The 16121-nt window shown below is 66.1% G+C and carries 15 protein-coding genes; 3 read left to right on the top strand and 12 right to left on the bottom strand.

Annotated features, from left to right (window positions below):
- Window positions 1-72: 72 nt before the first annotated feature.
- Window positions 73-2157 carry an AsmA family protein gene (locus IB275_RS27190; RefSeq protein ID WP_192292897.1) on the top strand — a complete coding sequence of 695 codons (2085 nt, stop codon included), beginning with the start codon at window positions 73-75 and terminating at the stop codon, window positions 2155-2157.
- A gap of 101 nt (window positions 2158-2258) precedes the next feature.
- Here IB275_RS27190 and IB275_RS27185 read toward each other — a convergent pair whose 3' ends face one another.
- From IB275_RS27185 to IB275_RS27170, 4 genes are all read right to left on the bottom strand, one after another.
- A complete protein-coding gene (locus IB275_RS27185) occupies window positions 2259-2714 on the bottom strand; it encodes a GyrI-like domain-containing protein (RefSeq protein WP_192292895.1) in 456 nt (151 codons plus the stop codon).
- Between the two features lie 154 nt (window positions 2715-2868).
- The gene (gene osmE / locus IB275_RS27180) at window positions 2869-3213 is read right to left on the bottom strand and encodes an osmotically-inducible lipoprotein OsmE (RefSeq protein ID WP_138214086.1); all 345 of its coding nucleotides are present in this window, start codon (window positions 3211-3213) and stop codon (window positions 2869-2871) included.
- 87 nt (window positions 3214-3300) lie between these two features.
- Complete coding sequence (locus IB275_RS27175) at window positions 3301-3519, bottom strand: hypothetical protein (RefSeq protein WP_192292893.1); 219 nt, start codon at window positions 3517-3519, stop codon at window positions 3301-3303.
- 72 nt (window positions 3520-3591) lie between these two features.
- On the bottom strand, window positions 3592-4857 hold the full coding sequence (locus tag IB275_RS27170) for an Hsp70 family protein (RefSeq protein ID WP_192292891.1): 1266 nt from the start codon (window positions 4855-4857) through the stop codon (window positions 3592-3594).
- A 209-nt stretch (window positions 4858-5066) separates the two neighbouring features.
- On the opposite strand from IB275_RS27170, the gene IB275_RS27165 reads away from it, so the two are divergent.
- Window positions 5067-5930 (top strand): isocitrate lyase/PEP mutase family protein, encoded by an 864-nt coding sequence (locus IB275_RS27165; protein ID WP_017518216.1) that lies wholly within the window; start codon window positions 5067-5069, stop codon window positions 5928-5930.
- A 25-nt stretch (window positions 5931-5955) separates the two neighbouring features.
- Here the strand turns inward: IB275_RS27165 and IB275_RS27160 are convergent, their stop codons facing one another.
- Complete coding sequence (locus tag IB275_RS27160) at window positions 5956-6600, bottom strand: hypothetical protein (RefSeq protein ID WP_192292889.1); 645 nt, start codon at window positions 6598-6600, stop codon at window positions 5956-5958.
- A gap of 176 nt (window positions 6601-6776) precedes the next feature.
- On the opposite strand from IB275_RS27160, the gene IB275_RS27155 reads away from it, so the two are divergent.
- On the top strand, window positions 6777-7043 hold the full coding sequence (locus IB275_RS27155; protein ID WP_192292887.1) for a DksA/TraR family C4-type zinc finger protein: 267 nt from the start codon (window positions 6777-6779) through the stop codon (window positions 7041-7043).
- Between the two features lie 71 nt (window positions 7044-7114).
- Here IB275_RS27155 and IB275_RS27150 read toward each other — a convergent pair whose 3' ends face one another.
- The 7 genes from IB275_RS27150 to IB275_RS27120 all read right to left on the bottom strand — a co-directional run bounded on the left by IB275_RS27150 (window position 7115) and on the right by IB275_RS27120 (window position 16079).
- Window positions 7115-9274: a GAF domain-containing protein gene (locus IB275_RS27150; RefSeq protein WP_192292886.1), complete on the bottom strand. Its 2160-nt coding sequence runs from the start codon at window positions 9272-9274 to the stop codon at window positions 7115-7117.
- Entirely contained in the window at window positions 9271-9876 is a 606-nt protein-coding gene (locus IB275_RS27145) for a biliverdin-producing heme oxygenase (RefSeq protein ID WP_192292884.1), read from the bottom strand. The genes IB275_RS27150 and IB275_RS27145 overlap by 4 nt, the downstream gene beginning before the upstream one ends.
- A 180-nt stretch (window positions 9877-10056) precedes the next feature.
- A complete protein-coding gene (locus IB275_RS27140; RefSeq protein WP_494514451.1) occupies window positions 10057-11616 on the bottom strand; it encodes an autotransporter outer membrane beta-barrel domain-containing protein in 1560 nt (519 codons plus the stop codon).
- 1481 nt (window positions 11617-13097) lie between these two features.
- The gene (locus tag IB275_RS27135) at window positions 13098-13424 is read right to left on the bottom strand and encodes a hypothetical protein (RefSeq protein ID WP_081515591.1); all 327 of its coding nucleotides are present in this window, start codon (window positions 13422-13424) and stop codon (window positions 13098-13100) included.
- A gap of 113 nt (window positions 13425-13537) precedes the next feature.
- A complete protein-coding gene (ureC, locus tag IB275_RS27130; protein WP_192292880.1) occupies window positions 13538-15238 on the bottom strand; it encodes an urease subunit alpha in 1701 nt (566 codons plus the stop codon).
- Between the two features lie 32 nt (window positions 15239-15270).
- The gene (locus IB275_RS27125; RefSeq protein ID WP_192292878.1) at window positions 15271-15576 is read right to left on the bottom strand and encodes an urease subunit beta; all 306 of its coding nucleotides are present in this window, start codon (window positions 15574-15576) and stop codon (window positions 15271-15273) included.
- A complete protein-coding gene (locus IB275_RS27120; protein WP_192292876.1) occupies window positions 15573-16079 on the bottom strand; it encodes a GNAT family N-acetyltransferase in 507 nt (168 codons plus the stop codon). Before IB275_RS27120 ends, IB275_RS27125 begins: the two co-directional genes overlap by 4 nt.
- Between the last annotated feature and the right edge of the window lie 42 nt (window positions 16080-16121).

Raw genomic sequence — 16121 nt, 5'->3', positions numbered from 1 at the left:
CGGCCGATGATGACCGGCAGCGGCGTGGGGACGTCGCTGCTTCCACCGACGCGGCCAGCAGGGAGTTCAGGTATGACGCGCGGGAAACGAATCTGCCTCTGGAGCTTCACGGGTTTCATCGCGGTGATCGCCGCGCTGGTGGTGTTCATCGCCACCTTCGACTGGAACCGGGTGAAGCCGACCATCAACGAGAAGGTCTCGGCCGAGCTGGGCCGCCCCTTCGCCATCAACGGCGACCTGCAGGTGTTCTGGCGCACCGAGCCGGAAGAAGGCGGCTGGCGTGCCTATGTGCCGTGGCCGCACTTCAGCGCTGCGGACATCACCCTGGGTAACCCCGACTGGGCGGCCGGCAAGACGCGTTCGACGAACTTTGCCAGCCTGGAGAAGGCGGAGTTCCGCCTCGCCCCGCTGCCGCTGCTGTGGCAGACCGTGAACATCCCGCAGATCGTCCTCACCCGCCCCAGCGCCGATCTGCTGCGGCTCGCGGATGGGCGGGCGACCTGGACCTTCGAGCTGCCGAAAAAGGAAGAAGACCCCAACGCCCCGCCCGAGCAATCGTCGTGGAAGCTGGATATCGGCGAGATCGGCTTCGACAAGGGCAGTGTCACCCTCGATGACCAGCGCCTGAAGACTCGCCTGGAATTGCTGGTGGACCCGCTCGGCAAGCCGGTCCCGTTCGGCGAACTGGCGGGCAAGGCGCTGGCCGGCGGCGACAAGGCCGAGACCCAGGACTATGTGTTCGGCTGGAAGCTCAAGGGCCAGTACAAGGGCCTGCCGCTCAACGGCTCGGGCAAGGTCGGTGGCATGCTCGCCCTGCAGGATGCGGCCAAGCCCTTCCCGGTGCAGGCCGACGTCTCCGCCGGGAGCACCCGCGCGAGCATCGTCGGCACGCTGGTCGACCCGCTGAACCTCGGCGCGCTGGACCTGCGCCTGAAACTGGCCGGCACCAGCATGGCCAATCTCTTTCCGCTCACCGGCGTGACCCTGCCCGATACGCCGGCCTACGAGACCGACGGCCGCCTGAAAGCCGAGCTGCACGATTCGGCCGGCGCGCAGTTCCACTACGAGAACTTCAACGGCAAGGTCGGCGACAGCGATCTGCATGGCGACCTGGTGTTCGTCAATCGCCAGCCACGGCCCAAGCTCTCCGGCAAGCTGCGCTCGGACCAGTTGCGCATGGCCGACCTCGGCCCGCTGATCGGCGCCGACTCCAACAAGGAGAAGCAGGCGCGCGGCCAGAGCACCCGCCAGCCGGCGGACAAGGTGCTGCCGGTGGAAGAGTTCCGCACCGACCGCTGGCGCGCCATGGACGCCGACGTGGAGTTCACCGGCAAGCGCATCGTGCACAGCGACAAGCTGCCAATCAGCGATCTCTACACCCACCTGGTGCTCAACGACGGCCTGCTGACCCTGGAGCCGCTGCGCTTCGGCGTGGCCGGCGGCACGCTGGACTCGCACATCCGCCTGGACGGCAGCAAGACGCCGTTGCAGAGCAAGGTCCAGCTGCAGGCGCGCAGCTTCAAGCTCAAGGAGCTGTTCCCCAGCTTCGCGCCGATGCAGTCGAGCTTCGGCGAGCTGAATGGCGACGCGGCCATCAGCGGCACCGGCAATTCGGTGGCGACCATCCTCGCCGGTGCCAACGGCGAGATGAAGCTACTGATCAACGACGGGCGCATCAGCCGCAGCCTAATGGAGATTGCCGGGCTCAACGTGGGTAACTACGTGGTGAACAAGCTCTTCGGCGATGACGAAGTGAAGATCAACTGCGCCGCTGCCGACGTGGGCATCACCCATGGCCTGGCCAAGCCGCGGGTGTTTGCCTTCGATACCGAGAACGCGATCATCACGGTGGACGGCACGGCCAACTTCGCCACCGAGCAGCTGGACCTGGATATCACTCCGCAGAGTAAGGGCGTACGCATCTTCTCTCTGCGCTCGCCGCTCTATGTGCAGGGCACCTTCAAGAACCCGAAGGCGGGTGTGCATGTGCTGCCGCTGGCGGCCCGCGGCGCGGGGATGGTCGCCCTGGGCGTGGCAGTTGCCCCGGCGGCAGCGCTGCTGGCACTCGTCGCCCCGAGCAAGCAGGACGACAACCAGTGCACCGCGCTGCTGGAACAGATGAAGCAGCCGGTGAAAGCGCCCACGAAGGGCAAGTGAGCTCCTGCCGGTGACGCCAGTGCGCAGGGCGCATAACCCGGTACGGGTTATCCGCCATTCTGGCGGATAACGCCTTAGGCGTTATGCGCCCTACCGGCTGATCAGTAGATCGGGACGTACAGATCGGTTTCCGACGCCGGATCTTCCGGGCCGAGGAAGCGTTCGGTGTAGCGCTCCAGGTCCACGCCTTTCCTCGGCTCCAGCCCGTGGCGCGCCAGCAGGCTGGAATAGATGGCCTGGAAGCTGTCGGCGATGGCGCTGACCGGGCCGATGTGGGTGAACACCGCGTACTTCTGCGCAGGCACCGTGAAGCTGATCATGCCCTCGGGCACGGCCGCGCCGGCATCCACCGGCAGGCCGGCGATGTAGTGGAACTCACCGCCCGGCAGTTGAGTGCAGACGCCATAGGCGGTCTTGTCCGTCGCGCTGGCCGAGACTTCCTGCTCGCGTGGCAGGAAGCGTTGCCACAGCTGGCCGATGCTGTCGCCCGGCGCGCTGCCGCGGAAGTCCATGCCCACCACGTCGAAGGCGGGCAGTTCGATGATGCGGTATTTCATGGGCGGCTCCTGAGATGGCTGCGGGGATGATAGACCGTCAATGCGCGCGGGGAACAACCTCGCGCAAGCCCGCGACGTGTTGCCCGATGAAGGTGCCAGACGAAAAAGCCCCCGCCAGTGGGCGAGGGCATTTTCTTCACCGCTCAGGCCTTGGCTACGGCTGGTAATCACGCTCGTGGCGGTCCAGCTCGGAACAGGTCATGAACCCTGACCCGTCCACCCGGCCACTGCCGTCGAAGCTCACGTAGAAGGGCTGTTGCTGCCCGTCCTTGCTGAGGATGTAGCTGTTGCAGCTGCCCGGCTTCATCAGGCGCTTCTGGGTCGCCGACGGCGTGCCGCCGATCTTCAGGACTTCTTCCTGGCTCATCCCCTTCTCGACATTGCGCACCAGCGGCTGGTCGCGGAAGGTGATGTAGTTGACCGGGTTCTGCACCTTGGTGGAAGCGCAGCCCGCCACCGAGGCCAGTACCAACAGCGCCAGCAGTGATCGCTTGTACATGGTGTTCTCCTTGGTTGAGCAACTCACTCGCTCAACTTGGAGCCTAGGCCATGATCCGGCGTTCAAGAAATCTGCAAGGTGCAGGTCTCACTGGGCTTCTTTCAGGGCATCGTCCAGGCGCTGCTGGTTCTGCACGTTGGCCGCATCGATCTGCTGCTTGAGCTGCTGCATCTGCTGCTGGGCCCCTTGCGCCTGCTGGGCCTGCAGGTTGCCAGTGGTGGCCGCCGTGGCGGCGGTCTCGCCCAGGCCGCAGGCGGAGAGCGCGGCAGCCAGGAGCAGCAGAAGGGGCAGTTGGAGGGGGCGCATGGCGGACTCCGGGCGCGAGGGGTATTACCGCCACACTAGCGCATGGCGGCATTCGCGTCAGTGAGCGGCTGCTCAGCCGTAGCGCTTCATCGCTTCGATGGCCAGGCCGTTGCCGATGCCGCCGAAGCGGTCGCCGTCGACGTGGCGGGCGTTGGGCAGCATCGCCGCCACGCTCTGGCGCAGGGCTGGCACACCGGAGGAGCCGCCGGTGAAGAACACGGTGTCCACCCGCGCCGGGTCGACGTCGGCGCTATGCAGCAGGTCGGTGATGCTGCCCCGCACGCGCTCCAGCAGCGGGCCGATGGCGCCCTCGAACAGCTCGCGACTCAGCTCTGCGACCAGCCCGGTTTCGATGCGGGCGAGGTCAATGTCGCGGCGCTCGGTGTCGGACAGTTCGATCTTGCTGGCTTCCACCTGCATCGCCAGCCAGTGGCCGGCGCGCTGCTCGATGAGCTTGAACAGGCGGTCGATGCCGGTGGCGTCGACGATGTCGTAGCGCATGTTCTGCAGCGCCAGCTGGGACTTCTGCGCGTACACCGCATTGATGGTGTGCCAGGTGGCGAGGTTGAGGTGGTAGCTGGTCGGCATGAAGGCGTCGCTCTTCATCTTGCTGCCGTAGCCGAACAGCGGCATCACGCCCTGGATGCTCAGCTGCTTGTCGAAGTCGGTACCGCCGATGTGTACGCCGCCGGTGGCGAGGATATCGCTCTGACGGTCAGCCACTTCGCGGCGCTCCGGCGACAGGCGCACCAGCGAGAAGTCGGAAGTACCGCCGCCGATGTCGACGATCAGCACCAGTTCTTCACGCTCGATGCTGCGCTCGTAGTCGAAGGCCGCGGCGAGCGGTTCGTACTGGAACGACACGTCCTTGAAACCGAGCTTCTGCGCCACGGCCACCAGGGTGTCCTGGGCTTCCTGGTCGGCCTTGGGATCGTCGTCGACGAAGAACACCGGACGGCCCAGCACCACGGAGTCGAACTCGCGCCCGGCGACGTTCTCGGCGCGCTTCTTCAGCTCGCCGATGAACAGCCCCAGCAGGTCCTTGAACGGCATGGCGCTGCCCAGCACGGTGGTCTCGCTTTTCAGCAGCGAGGAGCCCAGCAGGCTTTTCAGCGAGCGCATCAGGCGGCCTTCGTAGCCTTCCAGGTACTCGTGCAGGGCCAGGCGGCCGTATACCGGACGGCGTTCCTCGACGTTGAAGAAGATCACCGAGGGCAGGGTGATCTTGTCGTCCTCCAGGGCGATCAGCGGTTCGCTGTCCGGACGCCACCAGCCGACGGTGGAGTTGGAGGTGCCGAAGTCGATGCCCAGGGCGCGGGCCGCAGTGGTCGGGAACATGATGCGGAGGTGTCCGGAGAAAAAACGGCCGCGCAGTGTACGCGAGTGTTCGCCGAAATTCAGGGTATCCGTCGGAAGACTATGGTGGCAAAGAGGGCTTGGGGAGTAGCTTGTAGTTTTGCTACATTGTGTTCCTGTAGTTTTCCTACAAGAGTTCTCCACTATCTGATTTCCGTTCTCCCACCCCGTACAAGCAGTTGGATCCCACCATGCACAGAGCCTCCTTCCACGAATTGCGCAAGGATTTCCGCGCCTTACTGAATTCTTCAGCCTGCTATCACACCGCTTCGGTGTTCGACCCAATGTCCGCGCGTATCGCCGGCGACCTGGGATTCGAAGTGGGCATCCTGGGCGGTTCTGTAGCTTCACTACAAGTTTTGGCGGCGCCTGACTTCGCGCTGATCACCCTGAGCGAATTCACCGAGCAGGCCACCCGCATCGGTCGTGTCGCCCGCCTACCGGTGATCGCCGACGCCGACCACGGCTATGGCAACGCGCTGAACACCATGCGCACCATTGTCGAACTGGAACGCGCCGGCGTGGCCGCGCTGACCATCGAGGACACCCTGCTGCCCGCGCAATTCGGCCGCAAGTCCACCGACCTGATCCCGGTCGAGGAAGGTGTCGGCAAGATCCGCGCGGCGCTGGAAGCGCGCATCGACTCGGAAATGGCGATCATCGCCCGCACCAACGCCGAAGTGCTGGAAGTGGACGACGTGATCCGCCGCACCCTGGCCTACCAGGCTGCCGGCGCCGACGGCATCTGCATGGTCGGCATCCGCGATTTCGACCACCTGGAAGCCATCTCGCGCCACCTGTCCGTGCCGCTGATGCTGGTGTCCTACGGCAACCCCGAGCTGCGCGACGACGCGCGCCTCGCCGAGCTGGGCGTGCGCATCGTGGTCGACGGTCATGCTGCCTACTTCGCGGCGATCAAGGCCACCTACGACTGCCTGCGCGAGCAGCGCGGCGTGCATGCCTCCGACCTGACCGCTTCGGAGCTGGCGAAGAAGTACACGCTGCCCGAGGAGTACCAGATCTGGGCGCGCGAATACATGGAAGTCAAAGAGTAGGACCGCCTGTTCTGTCCTGTGCCGCTCAGCGACGCGGCAGATGCGCCAGCAGGTATTCGACCTGGGCGTTGAAGGGATAAAGCAGAGTGCCCTCGGGTTTCTCCGCCTTGCGCAGGTAGCTCCAGCGCGAGAGCAGGGAGTCCCGGCTGGCACCGGCGGGTAGCGCTGCCAGACGTTCGTCGATCAGCTCCTGCAGTTCCCCGATGCGCGCTGCATCGCCCTCACTTTCCTTCCCCAGCAAACGCCCGTTGGCCCGCCGTGCCTCCAGCAGCGCCAGCTCGCGCAACTCGTCTTCAATCCCCTGCGATGCCGGCTCCCGCGCGAGGATGAAGGTGTCGAACAGCCCGGCCACTTCCCGCGTCTGCGCCACTGCATTCTGCAGATTCGCGTCCTTCTGCGAGTATGCCGCGCGCACCTGTTCCAGGGTCTGCCGATAGAGCTGCCAGAGGTCCTGCAGGTTGGCCGCATTCTTCTGCTGCGACAGCTGTTGTTCGAAACCCGGCCCGAGGCGCTCCAGCCGCGCCAGGAAGCGTTCGTCGCCGGTGGCGCTGTACAGCAGCAGGTAGCGCTCCATGTCGCGCAGGCTGGCATCCACGGCATCGGCATTGGCAGCGCGCGGCAACAGGCCGGCGAGCAGGAGGCTGGCGATCAGGGTGCAGGCTTGGCGCATGGCGGGGTTCCGATAGTCAGAGGTCTCCTGATTCTCGGCAGGCATGCCGGTGCGGACCATCAGACGTATCTGGTTTCCCGGCGACGCACTCGTCGCTTCCCGCGCCATCGCCCTTGCAATCACCGCCGCCGCCCTGCATATCTTCAGAAGACACGACTATTCCACGGGAGGTCGCCATGGCCAGCGGCTGGGCAAACGACGGAGCGGTTCAGGAGCAGATCGACAGCACCATCGAGGATGCCATCGCACGGGCGCGCAACCAGATGCCCAAGGGCGAGAGCCTGACCCATTGCGAGGAATGCGATGCGGCTATCCCCGAGGCTCGGCGCAAGGCCATCCCCGGCGTGCGCCTGTGCGTGAACTGCCAGGCCGAGCATGACAAGGAGCAGGCGACCTATGCCGGCTACAACCGCCGGGGCAGCAAGGACAGCCAGTTGCGTTGAGAGGCTCTCGCTCGACAGGAAAACGGCGCCCATGGGGCGCCGTTTTTCGTGGGGAGTTATCGGCACGCGGGTCAGGCCTTGAGCGGCACCAGCACGCTGAAGGCGATGATACCGTCGGCCTGCTCCACTTCGATGCGGCCGCCGTGGGCGCTGACGATGGCCTGGGAAATGTACAGGCCGATGCCCAGCCCGCTCTTGTTGCGGGCATGGCCGCCGGCGTCCTGCTTGAATGGTTCGAAGAGGTTGGCGATGCGCACCTCATCCAGCGCTTCGGCTTCGTTGAGGATGCTCAGCCGCGCCAACTCGCCCTGGCGGCGCAGTTCCACCAGCACCGGACGGCCGGGGCGGCCATGGTGACGGGCGTTGCTCAGCAGGTTGGCGATCACCTGCAGGTAGCGGTCCGGGTCGACTTGCGCCTGCACGCCCTCCTCGATGGCGGTCTCGATGGACAGGCCCGGATAGGCCACGTCGGTTTCCTGGACGATATCGCGCACCAGCCGCGAGAGGTCGGCGGCCACCGGCTTCACGGTCATCCCCGCACCGCTCTGCAGCCGGCTCATCTCCAGGATCTGGCTGATCAGGCGTTCCATGCGGCTGCTGGAGTAGGTGATGTGCTGACGCAGTTCGGCGTTGCGCACGTCGCTGGAGGAAAGCATCGCCGCCGCCATGGAGATCGACTGCAACGGGTTGCGCAGGTCGTGGCCGAGCACGGCGATCAGGCGCTGGCGCATGCGGTCGATCTCGCCGGCGCGGTTCAGGCACAGCTCCACCAGTTCGGTGCGCAGCTTCTCGGCGATGGAGAGGTCGATGCCGGTCCAGGGCATGGAGCGCCCGCGCACGACTTCTTCCCAGGCTTCGAACGAGCCGCGCGGGGTCAGGCGCGCGCCGGAGGGGCCGGTCTTGATGATCTTCTCCGGCTTGCCGCCCCAGCGAATGCGGTGCACCTGCTCCAGGCGCAGCCAGACGATCCAGCCCGATTCCTGGCGATGGAAACGGATCGCCATGACGCCGCAGTAGCGCGGGTCGTGCGGGCCATCGGGCAGTTCCAGGCGCTGGTCGCTGTGGAACAGGTCCAGTTCTTCGTCCTGCTGCAGTTGGGCGACCATGGCCACCGCCAGGTCGTCGAAGTCACCGCCGATGCTGCTGGCGCGCCCGCCGAGCATCACCACCGCGCCGTCGCACGGCAGCAGGTCGGCGATGCTGGCGCCGGGGCGTGACAGCGCGCTGAGCAGGTCGTCGGAGTCGCGGGTGCGGCGCAGCAGCGCCTGCTGGCGCTCGGAGGCCTGGCGCAGCAGTTCGCTGACGCGGCTCTGCTCCAGGCGTTCGACCATGGCGCTGCACACCTGGGAAAATACCTGGAACGACATGCGGATCGGGTAGGGCACCACCTTCGGGCTCATGTGGTGGCAGGAGAACAGCCCCCACAGGCGCCCGCCGACCACGATGGAAATGCTCATCGACGCGCGCACGCCCATGTTGGCGAGGTACTCGCAATGGATCGGCGAGACGCTGCGCAGGGTGCTGAAACTCAGGTCGAACGGCTTGCCGCTGCCCGGGTTCAGCGTGGGGCGCACGGCCACCGGCTGGTAGGCCGCGTCGCCGATCAGGCGCACCGGGTTCTGCAGGTACAGGCGCCGCGCCTGGGCGGGAATGTCCGAGGCCGGGTAGCGTTGGCCGAGGTAGCTTTCCAGGTCCTCGCGGCGGGATTCGGCGACCACCTCGCCGGAGTCGTCCTCGTTGAAGCGGTAGGCCATCACGCGGTCGTAGCCGGTCATCCGCCGCACTTCCTCGGTGACGCTGACCAGCAGGCTCTCGACGTCGTTGCGCAACTGCAGCTGGCTGACCAGGCGCTGGGCGTTGAGGGCGAAGGTGGTGAAGGACGCGGTCCCGGCAGCGCGCCTCTCGAATTCCAGGTAGCGCACGCCGTCATGGCTGTGGCCGATCACGTCGAAGAAGCGCCGGTTGATCCGCGCTTCCACGCTGTTGACCCAGGGGCCTGCTTCATTGAGCCCTTCAGCGAGCATCGCCAGCACGCCGGGGCCGACGTCCGCCTCGGCCAGTGGCTCGCCCAGCGTCGGGGCGATGCCCAGCAGGGTGCCGAGGTTGTCGCTGAAGCCGAGCACGCGGCCCTGTTCGTCGAGGGCGATCAGCGCGCCGTGGGGCTGGATCGCGCCCGGCACATGGATGGGTTCGTCCTCGCAGTTGGCGAGGGTGACCGTCTGCTCGCTCATGCCGGGACCGCCCGGTTCGGGGCGACGTCCAGCACCCAGTCGCGGAACGAAGTGAAGGCGCACACGGCGGCAGCCTGGGCGCGGGAGATGTCCTCGGCAGTGGTGACATGCTCGCCCAGCAGGCGCTGGAAGGCGCTCCAGCGTTTGCCGGTGTGTTCGCCGTAGCCCTGCAGCCAGTGCAGCGGCAGCGGTTCCAGCGATGCCTTGAGACGCTTGTAGAGCACCCGGCCGCCCAGGGTCGCGCCCTCGGCGACGTAGGCGATGCCGAAGGCTTCGGCGAGGTTGATCGCGACCGGCGCGGCGGGGCAGTCGGGCAGATCGGCGCAGGCCTGCGAGCCGGCCTGCAGATCGGCTTCCAGCCATTGGCTCTTGCCGCGTCGCAGCCGCGCATCTTCTGCGTCAGGCCAGAGCGGCCAGAGGGCTTGCTCCAGCGGGCGCATCCAGCCCAGCACGCGGGCAGCGTGGTCGAGGTAGTCGGCCTGGGTCAGTGCGGCAGTGAGCGGGGAGCGACTGTCGAGGTCGGCATGCAGCTCATGGGTGGCGGCGCGCAAGGCAGCCAGCGCGGGCGAGATGCCCGGGCGTTCGTTCGGTTGCGAAGTCATCGCCGTCATCGCGGGTCCACCTTTTTCTTCGAGCTGCAGAGCATAGCAGTTCGGGTTGTACGACCGGGGCGATAGGGGAAAAGTTGATCGAAATGTCAGGCTCCCGGCTCTGCCAGGGGCGTCGTACGCACGAAGAAAAGCCGCCACGCATTGCGCGCGGCGGCCCGGTTCACGGCGCGGTCAGAAGTTGACCTTCAGGCCCAGCGTCACCGCCTGGTCGCGGTAGCCGTTGTCGCCGAACTGCTTGCCCACTTCACCCCAGACGTTGACCCGGCTGTTCACCTTGCTGGTGGCGCCGAGTTTGACTTCGAAGATGTCGCTGGCGCCGTCCATTTCGAACTTCGTGCTGCCCATCTTCGCGCCGAAGTCGTCGGTGTTGTGGATCCAGTTGGTTTCCACGTAGGGCTCCACACCGTAGGTGTTGGCGAAGCCGCCTTGCTGGTTGCTGCGCACGGCGGCGCGGGCACCCAGGCGGGTCATGATGTTGCCGTCGCCCTGGCCGGTGACCTTGGTGCCATTGGCCTCGCGGTGGGTGTCGGCCTTCACGCCCATGTAGACGATCTGCGCCTGCGGCTGGACGTAGTAGCTGGCGCTTTTGGTCTTCGCCACGGTGAAGGTCTTGCCGGCCTCGAGGGAGGCGGTGATGCCCTTGGCGTCGTATTTCTCCTTGGCCAGTTGCTCGCCGCGCACTTCAGCATCGAAGTCATTCCACAGCACCCAGCTGTCGACGTAGGCGCCGTTCTCGTCCTCCTTGTTCTCGTACCAGGTGCCATAGACGCCGAGGCTGTAACCGTCGATCTCGCCGCGCGAGCGGTAGCCGGTAATTCGCGATCTGGTCGTGGAGTTGCCGTTGGCGTAGCCGGCCATCACGCCGACGACCCAGTCGCCGTTGTCGGTCTGCTTGCGGTACAGGTCGCTGCCCAGTTGCAGCACGTAGCGGTTGGACTCGGTCTTCAGCTGCCCGGTGCTGTCTTCCCAGCGGCTGGAGCCGTCGACGTTGCGCATCCAGAGCATCGAAGTGACCTGCTTGCCGGTGTCCGGATCGACGTAGGTCAGGTTGCCGGTGCGGTCATGCAAGCGGTGCAGGAACATCGTGTTGGCCGCCGCGAGGTTGGCGGTGTAGCTGCCGCCTTCGGGCTGGCGCACGCGGTCCTTGTCGCTTGGGGCGGGTTGCTCTGGCACCGGGTTGGTCGGGCCCGGATCGACGGGGCCTGGCTCTTCGGGGCCGGGATCGACAGGACCGGGATCTTCCGGACCCGGATCGACGGGGCCCGGCTCTTCAGGGCCGGGATCGACAGGATCGGGATCTTCCGGCTCCGGATCGGGCCCAGGGCCGGGGCCCGGATCGATCGGGTCCGGATCTTCCGGTTCGGACGGCTTGTAGGAGGTCAGGTACCAGTCGCTGTCCGCGCCGGTGGAGCCGACGAAGCTGCCGCCACGGCGGAGCATGTACTCGTAGCCGCCCTCGGTTACCCGGCTGGAGGTGAACTCGCCGGCGGAGGTGCCGCCGACGGTGATCATCTGGATGCCCTCCAGGGTCTGCGCGCCGGGGCCGCCGGTGTTGTTGACTGTCACCAGCGTCTCGCCCGAGGTGCTTCCGGTGACGGCCAACTTGTCGGTCTCGGAGCTGTCGTCGCCCAGGTAGGTGTTCATCACCAGGTGGCCGCCGCCGGTGAAGTCGCCATCCACCGTCAGGGTCTTGTAGGTGTACTCGCCGTGCTCGTCGTGGCGGTCGTAGATCAGCTGCGCGCCATTGGTCAGCGAGAGGTTGGTGAGGTTGGCGTTGCCGGTCATGAACCACTGGCTGGCGGCTCCGTCCATGGCCAGGTCGATCACCCCGTCGGTGGCGGTGCTGGTGGTTCCGTTGAGGTAGGAGCCGGCGGCCATCTTCAGGTCGAGCCTGCCCTGGTTCTCGGCATAGAGCGCAACGCCCTTGCGGTTGGCGAGGTCGTCTGCGGCGCTGCTGTCGAGCACGTAGATCGCGGCGTTCTCCGAGACGATGCTGGAGTCCGCACCGTTGGCGGCCATGGCGCGGTTGCCGTCGGTGACGGTGACTTTCGTGTCACCGAGCAAGTGAACCTGGCCGCCTCGATCACCGCTGGCTGCTGCCAGGGTTTGCACATAGATGCCGTACGCGGCGGAGTGACTGGTGGAAATATCGGTGCTGCCCAGGGTTATCTCGCCGCCGCGGTTGGCGAAAACGCCATGGGCCGCGCTGCCGGACGTTCGGATCACGCTGTCATCACCCACGGTGACCGTGGCATCCCCGGTGAAGGTCGCTGCACCGGTATTGCGGTTGCCGGCATACACAGCGTAGCCATTACCGTCGGAGGAGTTGCCTCCGGCCCCGGTGGTGGTGATCTGTGCGCGGTCACCGAGGGTGATGCTGTTGGTTCCACCGTTCTTCGAGGTATTGGCGCGCACGCCAATGCCGGATGTGCTGATCACCGCGTCGTCGCCAACGGTCACGGATGAGTTATAGGCGTTCTCGGTGACGTTGATACCGTCGGCGGAGAATCCGGTGGTCTTGATAGTCAGGCTATCGAAATTGAAGACGTTGGTGCCGTTGTTGGCCTGGATGGCATCGGCATAGATACCGCCGGTAGTGATCGATAGCGTGTCGATGCTTTGCCGGGTGCTGTTGCCGTAGATGCCGAAACCACGCAGCCCGCCGGTGCCGCCGGTGGCGCCAATTGTGGTGCCGGTGTTGATCACGACATTCTTGTAACCCGTGGGGTTGCCGTAATACAGCGTCACATCGCAGGTATAGGTATCGCCACTGCCTGAGCAGCCGGCAGCTGCCATGCCGGCCTGCCCCGCCAGGGCGATGGCCAACGCGATGTGCGAGGCCAGAAGGGTCTTGGTAAAGCGCATTGCAAACCTCCTTGCACCGCTCGCCGTGGGGCGATGCGGGGCGGGTTTCCAGCGCCTGTGTGAGCCTGTCCTGGCGGGAGATCGGAGGGTTCCGGATCGGGGTCCTGCTTTCGCTGGAAGTTGCTTTGGGGAGGCGCGGTCGCGAGTGTTTGCGCCACGCCGGACCCGCGGCCGGTAAGGGCTCTGGCGGATCAGTGGGCACATTGTTCAGCGCGCGTTCAGGTTGCCGAATAAGACGAATCTCAATCGGCGGCCAGCGGGGCGGGGGATGGGGAAAAGCTTGATTTATGGCAAGGGTGGAAGCCGGACCGCGCATTGCGCACCGGTCCGGAAAAGCGCAGAGGGCCTTACTTGTTCAGCTTGACCACGTCACCGGAAACGGTGGTGGTGTAGCCGCTCAGGACCCAGGCCCAGAACCAGTTTTCCTGGACCTGGGTGTTGATTAGCGCGTCGCCGCCCTTGGCTTTGACGGCGGCATCCTGGGCGCGCACGAAGCGGTTGTTCTGCTGGATCGGAATAACGCCGAACAGCATGATCCCAGTGGCCTTGCCTTCACCGTGACCGATCACGGTGTACTGCTCGGGGCTGTAGTTCTGGGTCTTCATCGGGGTGCCGGTGCAGCCGGCGATGGCGGCGGTGGCCAGCAGGGTGGCGGCGATACGGGAAAACTTCACATGACTCTCCTGAGATACAACCCCCGGGACTCTTTCCCAGGGGGAGCGCAGGGTAGCCATCATCGCGCGGCAACGGAAGCCGGCAATGCGTCGCGTCTCACGAGGGGCGCTCTTCAGAAGAGGAAGTACCGCTGCGCCATCGGTAGCACGTTGGCCGGTTCGCACCACAGCAACTGACCGTCCGCGCGCACCTGGTAGTTCTGCGCATCGACCTCGATGTGCGGCAGGTAGGCGTTGTGGATCAGGTCGGTCTTCTGCACGCTGCGGCAGCCCTTCACCACGCCGATGGCCTTGCGCAGGCCCAGTTCGTGGTGCACGCCGAGGTCGAACGCGGCCTGGCTGAGAAAGGTCAGGCAGGTGGCGTGGCGGCTGCCGCCGAAGCTCGCGAACATCGGTCGGTAGTGCACCGGCTGCGGCGTCGGAATCGACGCGTTGGCGTCGCCCATCAGGCTCGCGGCGATGGCGCCACCCTTGAGGATCAGACTTGGCTTCACGCCGAAGAACGCCGGGCGCCAGAGCACCAGGTCAGCCAGCTTGCCCACTTCGATGCTGCCCACTTCATGGGCCACGCCATGGGTGATTGCCGGGTTGATGGTGTACTTGGCGATGTAGCGTTTCGCGCGGAAGTTGTCGTTGCGCGCGCCGTCGCCGTCCAGTGCGCCGCGCTGTTTTTTCATCTTGTCGGCGGTCTGCCAGGTGCGCGTGATCACTTCGCCGACGCGGCCCATGGCCTGGCTGTCGGAGCTGATCATGCTGAAGGCACCAAGGTCGTGGAGGATGTCCTCGGCAGCGATGGTCTCGCGGCGGATGCGCGATTCGGCGAAGGCCACGTCCTCGGCGATGCTCGGGTCCAGGTGATGGCAGACCATGAGCATGTCCAGGTGTTCGTCGATGGTGTTGCGGGTGAAGGGCCGGGTCGGGTTGGTCGAGCTGGGCAGCACGTTGGCGAAGCCGCAGGCCTTGATGATGTCCGGCGCGTGGCCGCCACCGGCGCCTTCGGTGTGGTAGGTGTGGATGGTGCGGCCCTTGAACGCGGCGAGGGTGGTTTCGACGAAGCCGGATTCGTTGAGGGTGTCGGTGTGGATCGCCACCTGCACGTCGAGGCGATCGGCCACGGTCAGGCAGTTGTCGATGGCCGCCGGGGTGGTGCCCCAGTCCTCGTGCAGCTTCAGGCCGATGGCGCCGGCGCGCACCTGTTCCTCCAGCGGCAGCGGCAGGCTGGCGTTGCCCTTGCCGGTAAAGCCGATGTTCATCGGGAAGGCATCCGCGGCCTGGAGCATGCGCGCCATGTGCCAGGGACCGGAGGTGCAGGTAGTGGCGTTGGTGCCGGTGGCCGGGCCGGTGCCGCCGCCGATCATGGTGGTGACTCCGCTCATCAGCGCCTCTTCGATCTGCTGCGGGCAGATGAAGTGGATGTGCGTATCGATGCCACCGGCGGTGAGGATCATGCCTTCGCCGGCGATCACTTCGGTGCTGGCGCCCAGGGCGATGGTCACGCCGGGCTGGATGTCCGGGTTGCCGGCCTTGCCGATGGCGGCGATGCGCCCATGCTTGAGGCCAACGTCGGCCTTGACGATGCCCCAGTGGTCGAGGATCAGCGCGTTGGTGATCACCGTGTCGACGATCTGTGCGGCGCACAGCTGGCTCTGGCCCATGCCGTCGCGGATGACCTTGCCGCCGCCGAACTTCACTTCCTCGCCGTAGACGGTGAAGTCCTGCTCCACCTCGATCCACAGGCCGGTATCGGCCAGTCGCACGCGGTCGCCGACGGTGGGGCCGAACATGTCGGCGTAGGCTTGTCTGCTGATCTTCATCCAGCGCTCCTTGGCTGTTGTCCTGCGGGCGCTCAGAGGCTGCCCATCACCCGTCCGGCGAATCCGTAAACCTTGCGCTCGCCGGCCAGCTCGACCAGCTCCACTTCGCGGCTCTGCCCCGGCTCGAAGCGCACGGCGGTACCCGCCGGGATGTTCAGGCGCATGCCGCGCGCCGCGTCGCGGTCGAACAGCAGCGCGTCGTTGGTCTCGAAGAAGTGGTAGTGCGAGCCGACCTGGACCGGCCGGTCGCCGCTGTTGGCCACCGTCAGGGCGAGGGTGCGGCGGCCAGCGTTGAGTTCGATCTCGCCGGGCAGGATGTCGTATTCGCCAGGGATCATGGGGAGCTCCGTGGGTCGAGGATCAGTTGCATGAAGGTCAGGTCGAGCCAGCGGCCGAACTTCTGGCCCACCTGCGGCATCTGCCCGCTGGTGATGAAACCCAGGCGTTCGTGCAGACGGATCGACGCGATGTTGCCGCTCTCGATGGCCGCGACCATCACGTGCAGGCCCTGGGCGCGGGCGCGCTCGATCAGCGCCTGCATCAGCAGCGGGCCGAGGCCCTTGCCGCGCTGGTCGGCACGCACGTAGACCGAGTGTTCGACCGTCTCGCGGAAGCCGTCGAAGGCGCGCCACGGGCCGTAGCTGGCGTAGCCCACCACTTCGCCGCCGTCATCGGCCACCAGTACCGGGAAGCCTTGCTGCGCGCGCATTTCCAGCCAGGCGCGGCGGTTCTCCAGGTCGATGGCGACCTCGTTCCAGATGGCGGTGGTGTTGAGCACGGCGTCGTTGTAGATGTCGCGCAGACTGCCGAGGTCGGCTTGGCTGGCGTCGCGGATGAGCATGTCGGTTCCTCAGGTTCGTCGGGCAAATGAAGCGGTACGCTT

This window comes from Pseudomonas sp. PDM21, assembly GCF_014852505.2.
Taxonomy (GTDB): Bacteria; Pseudomonadota; Gammaproteobacteria; order Pseudomonadales; family Pseudomonadaceae; genus Pseudomonas.
Note: the sequence above shows the minus strand (reverse complement) of the source record. Positions and strands in the feature narration are given on the sequence as shown.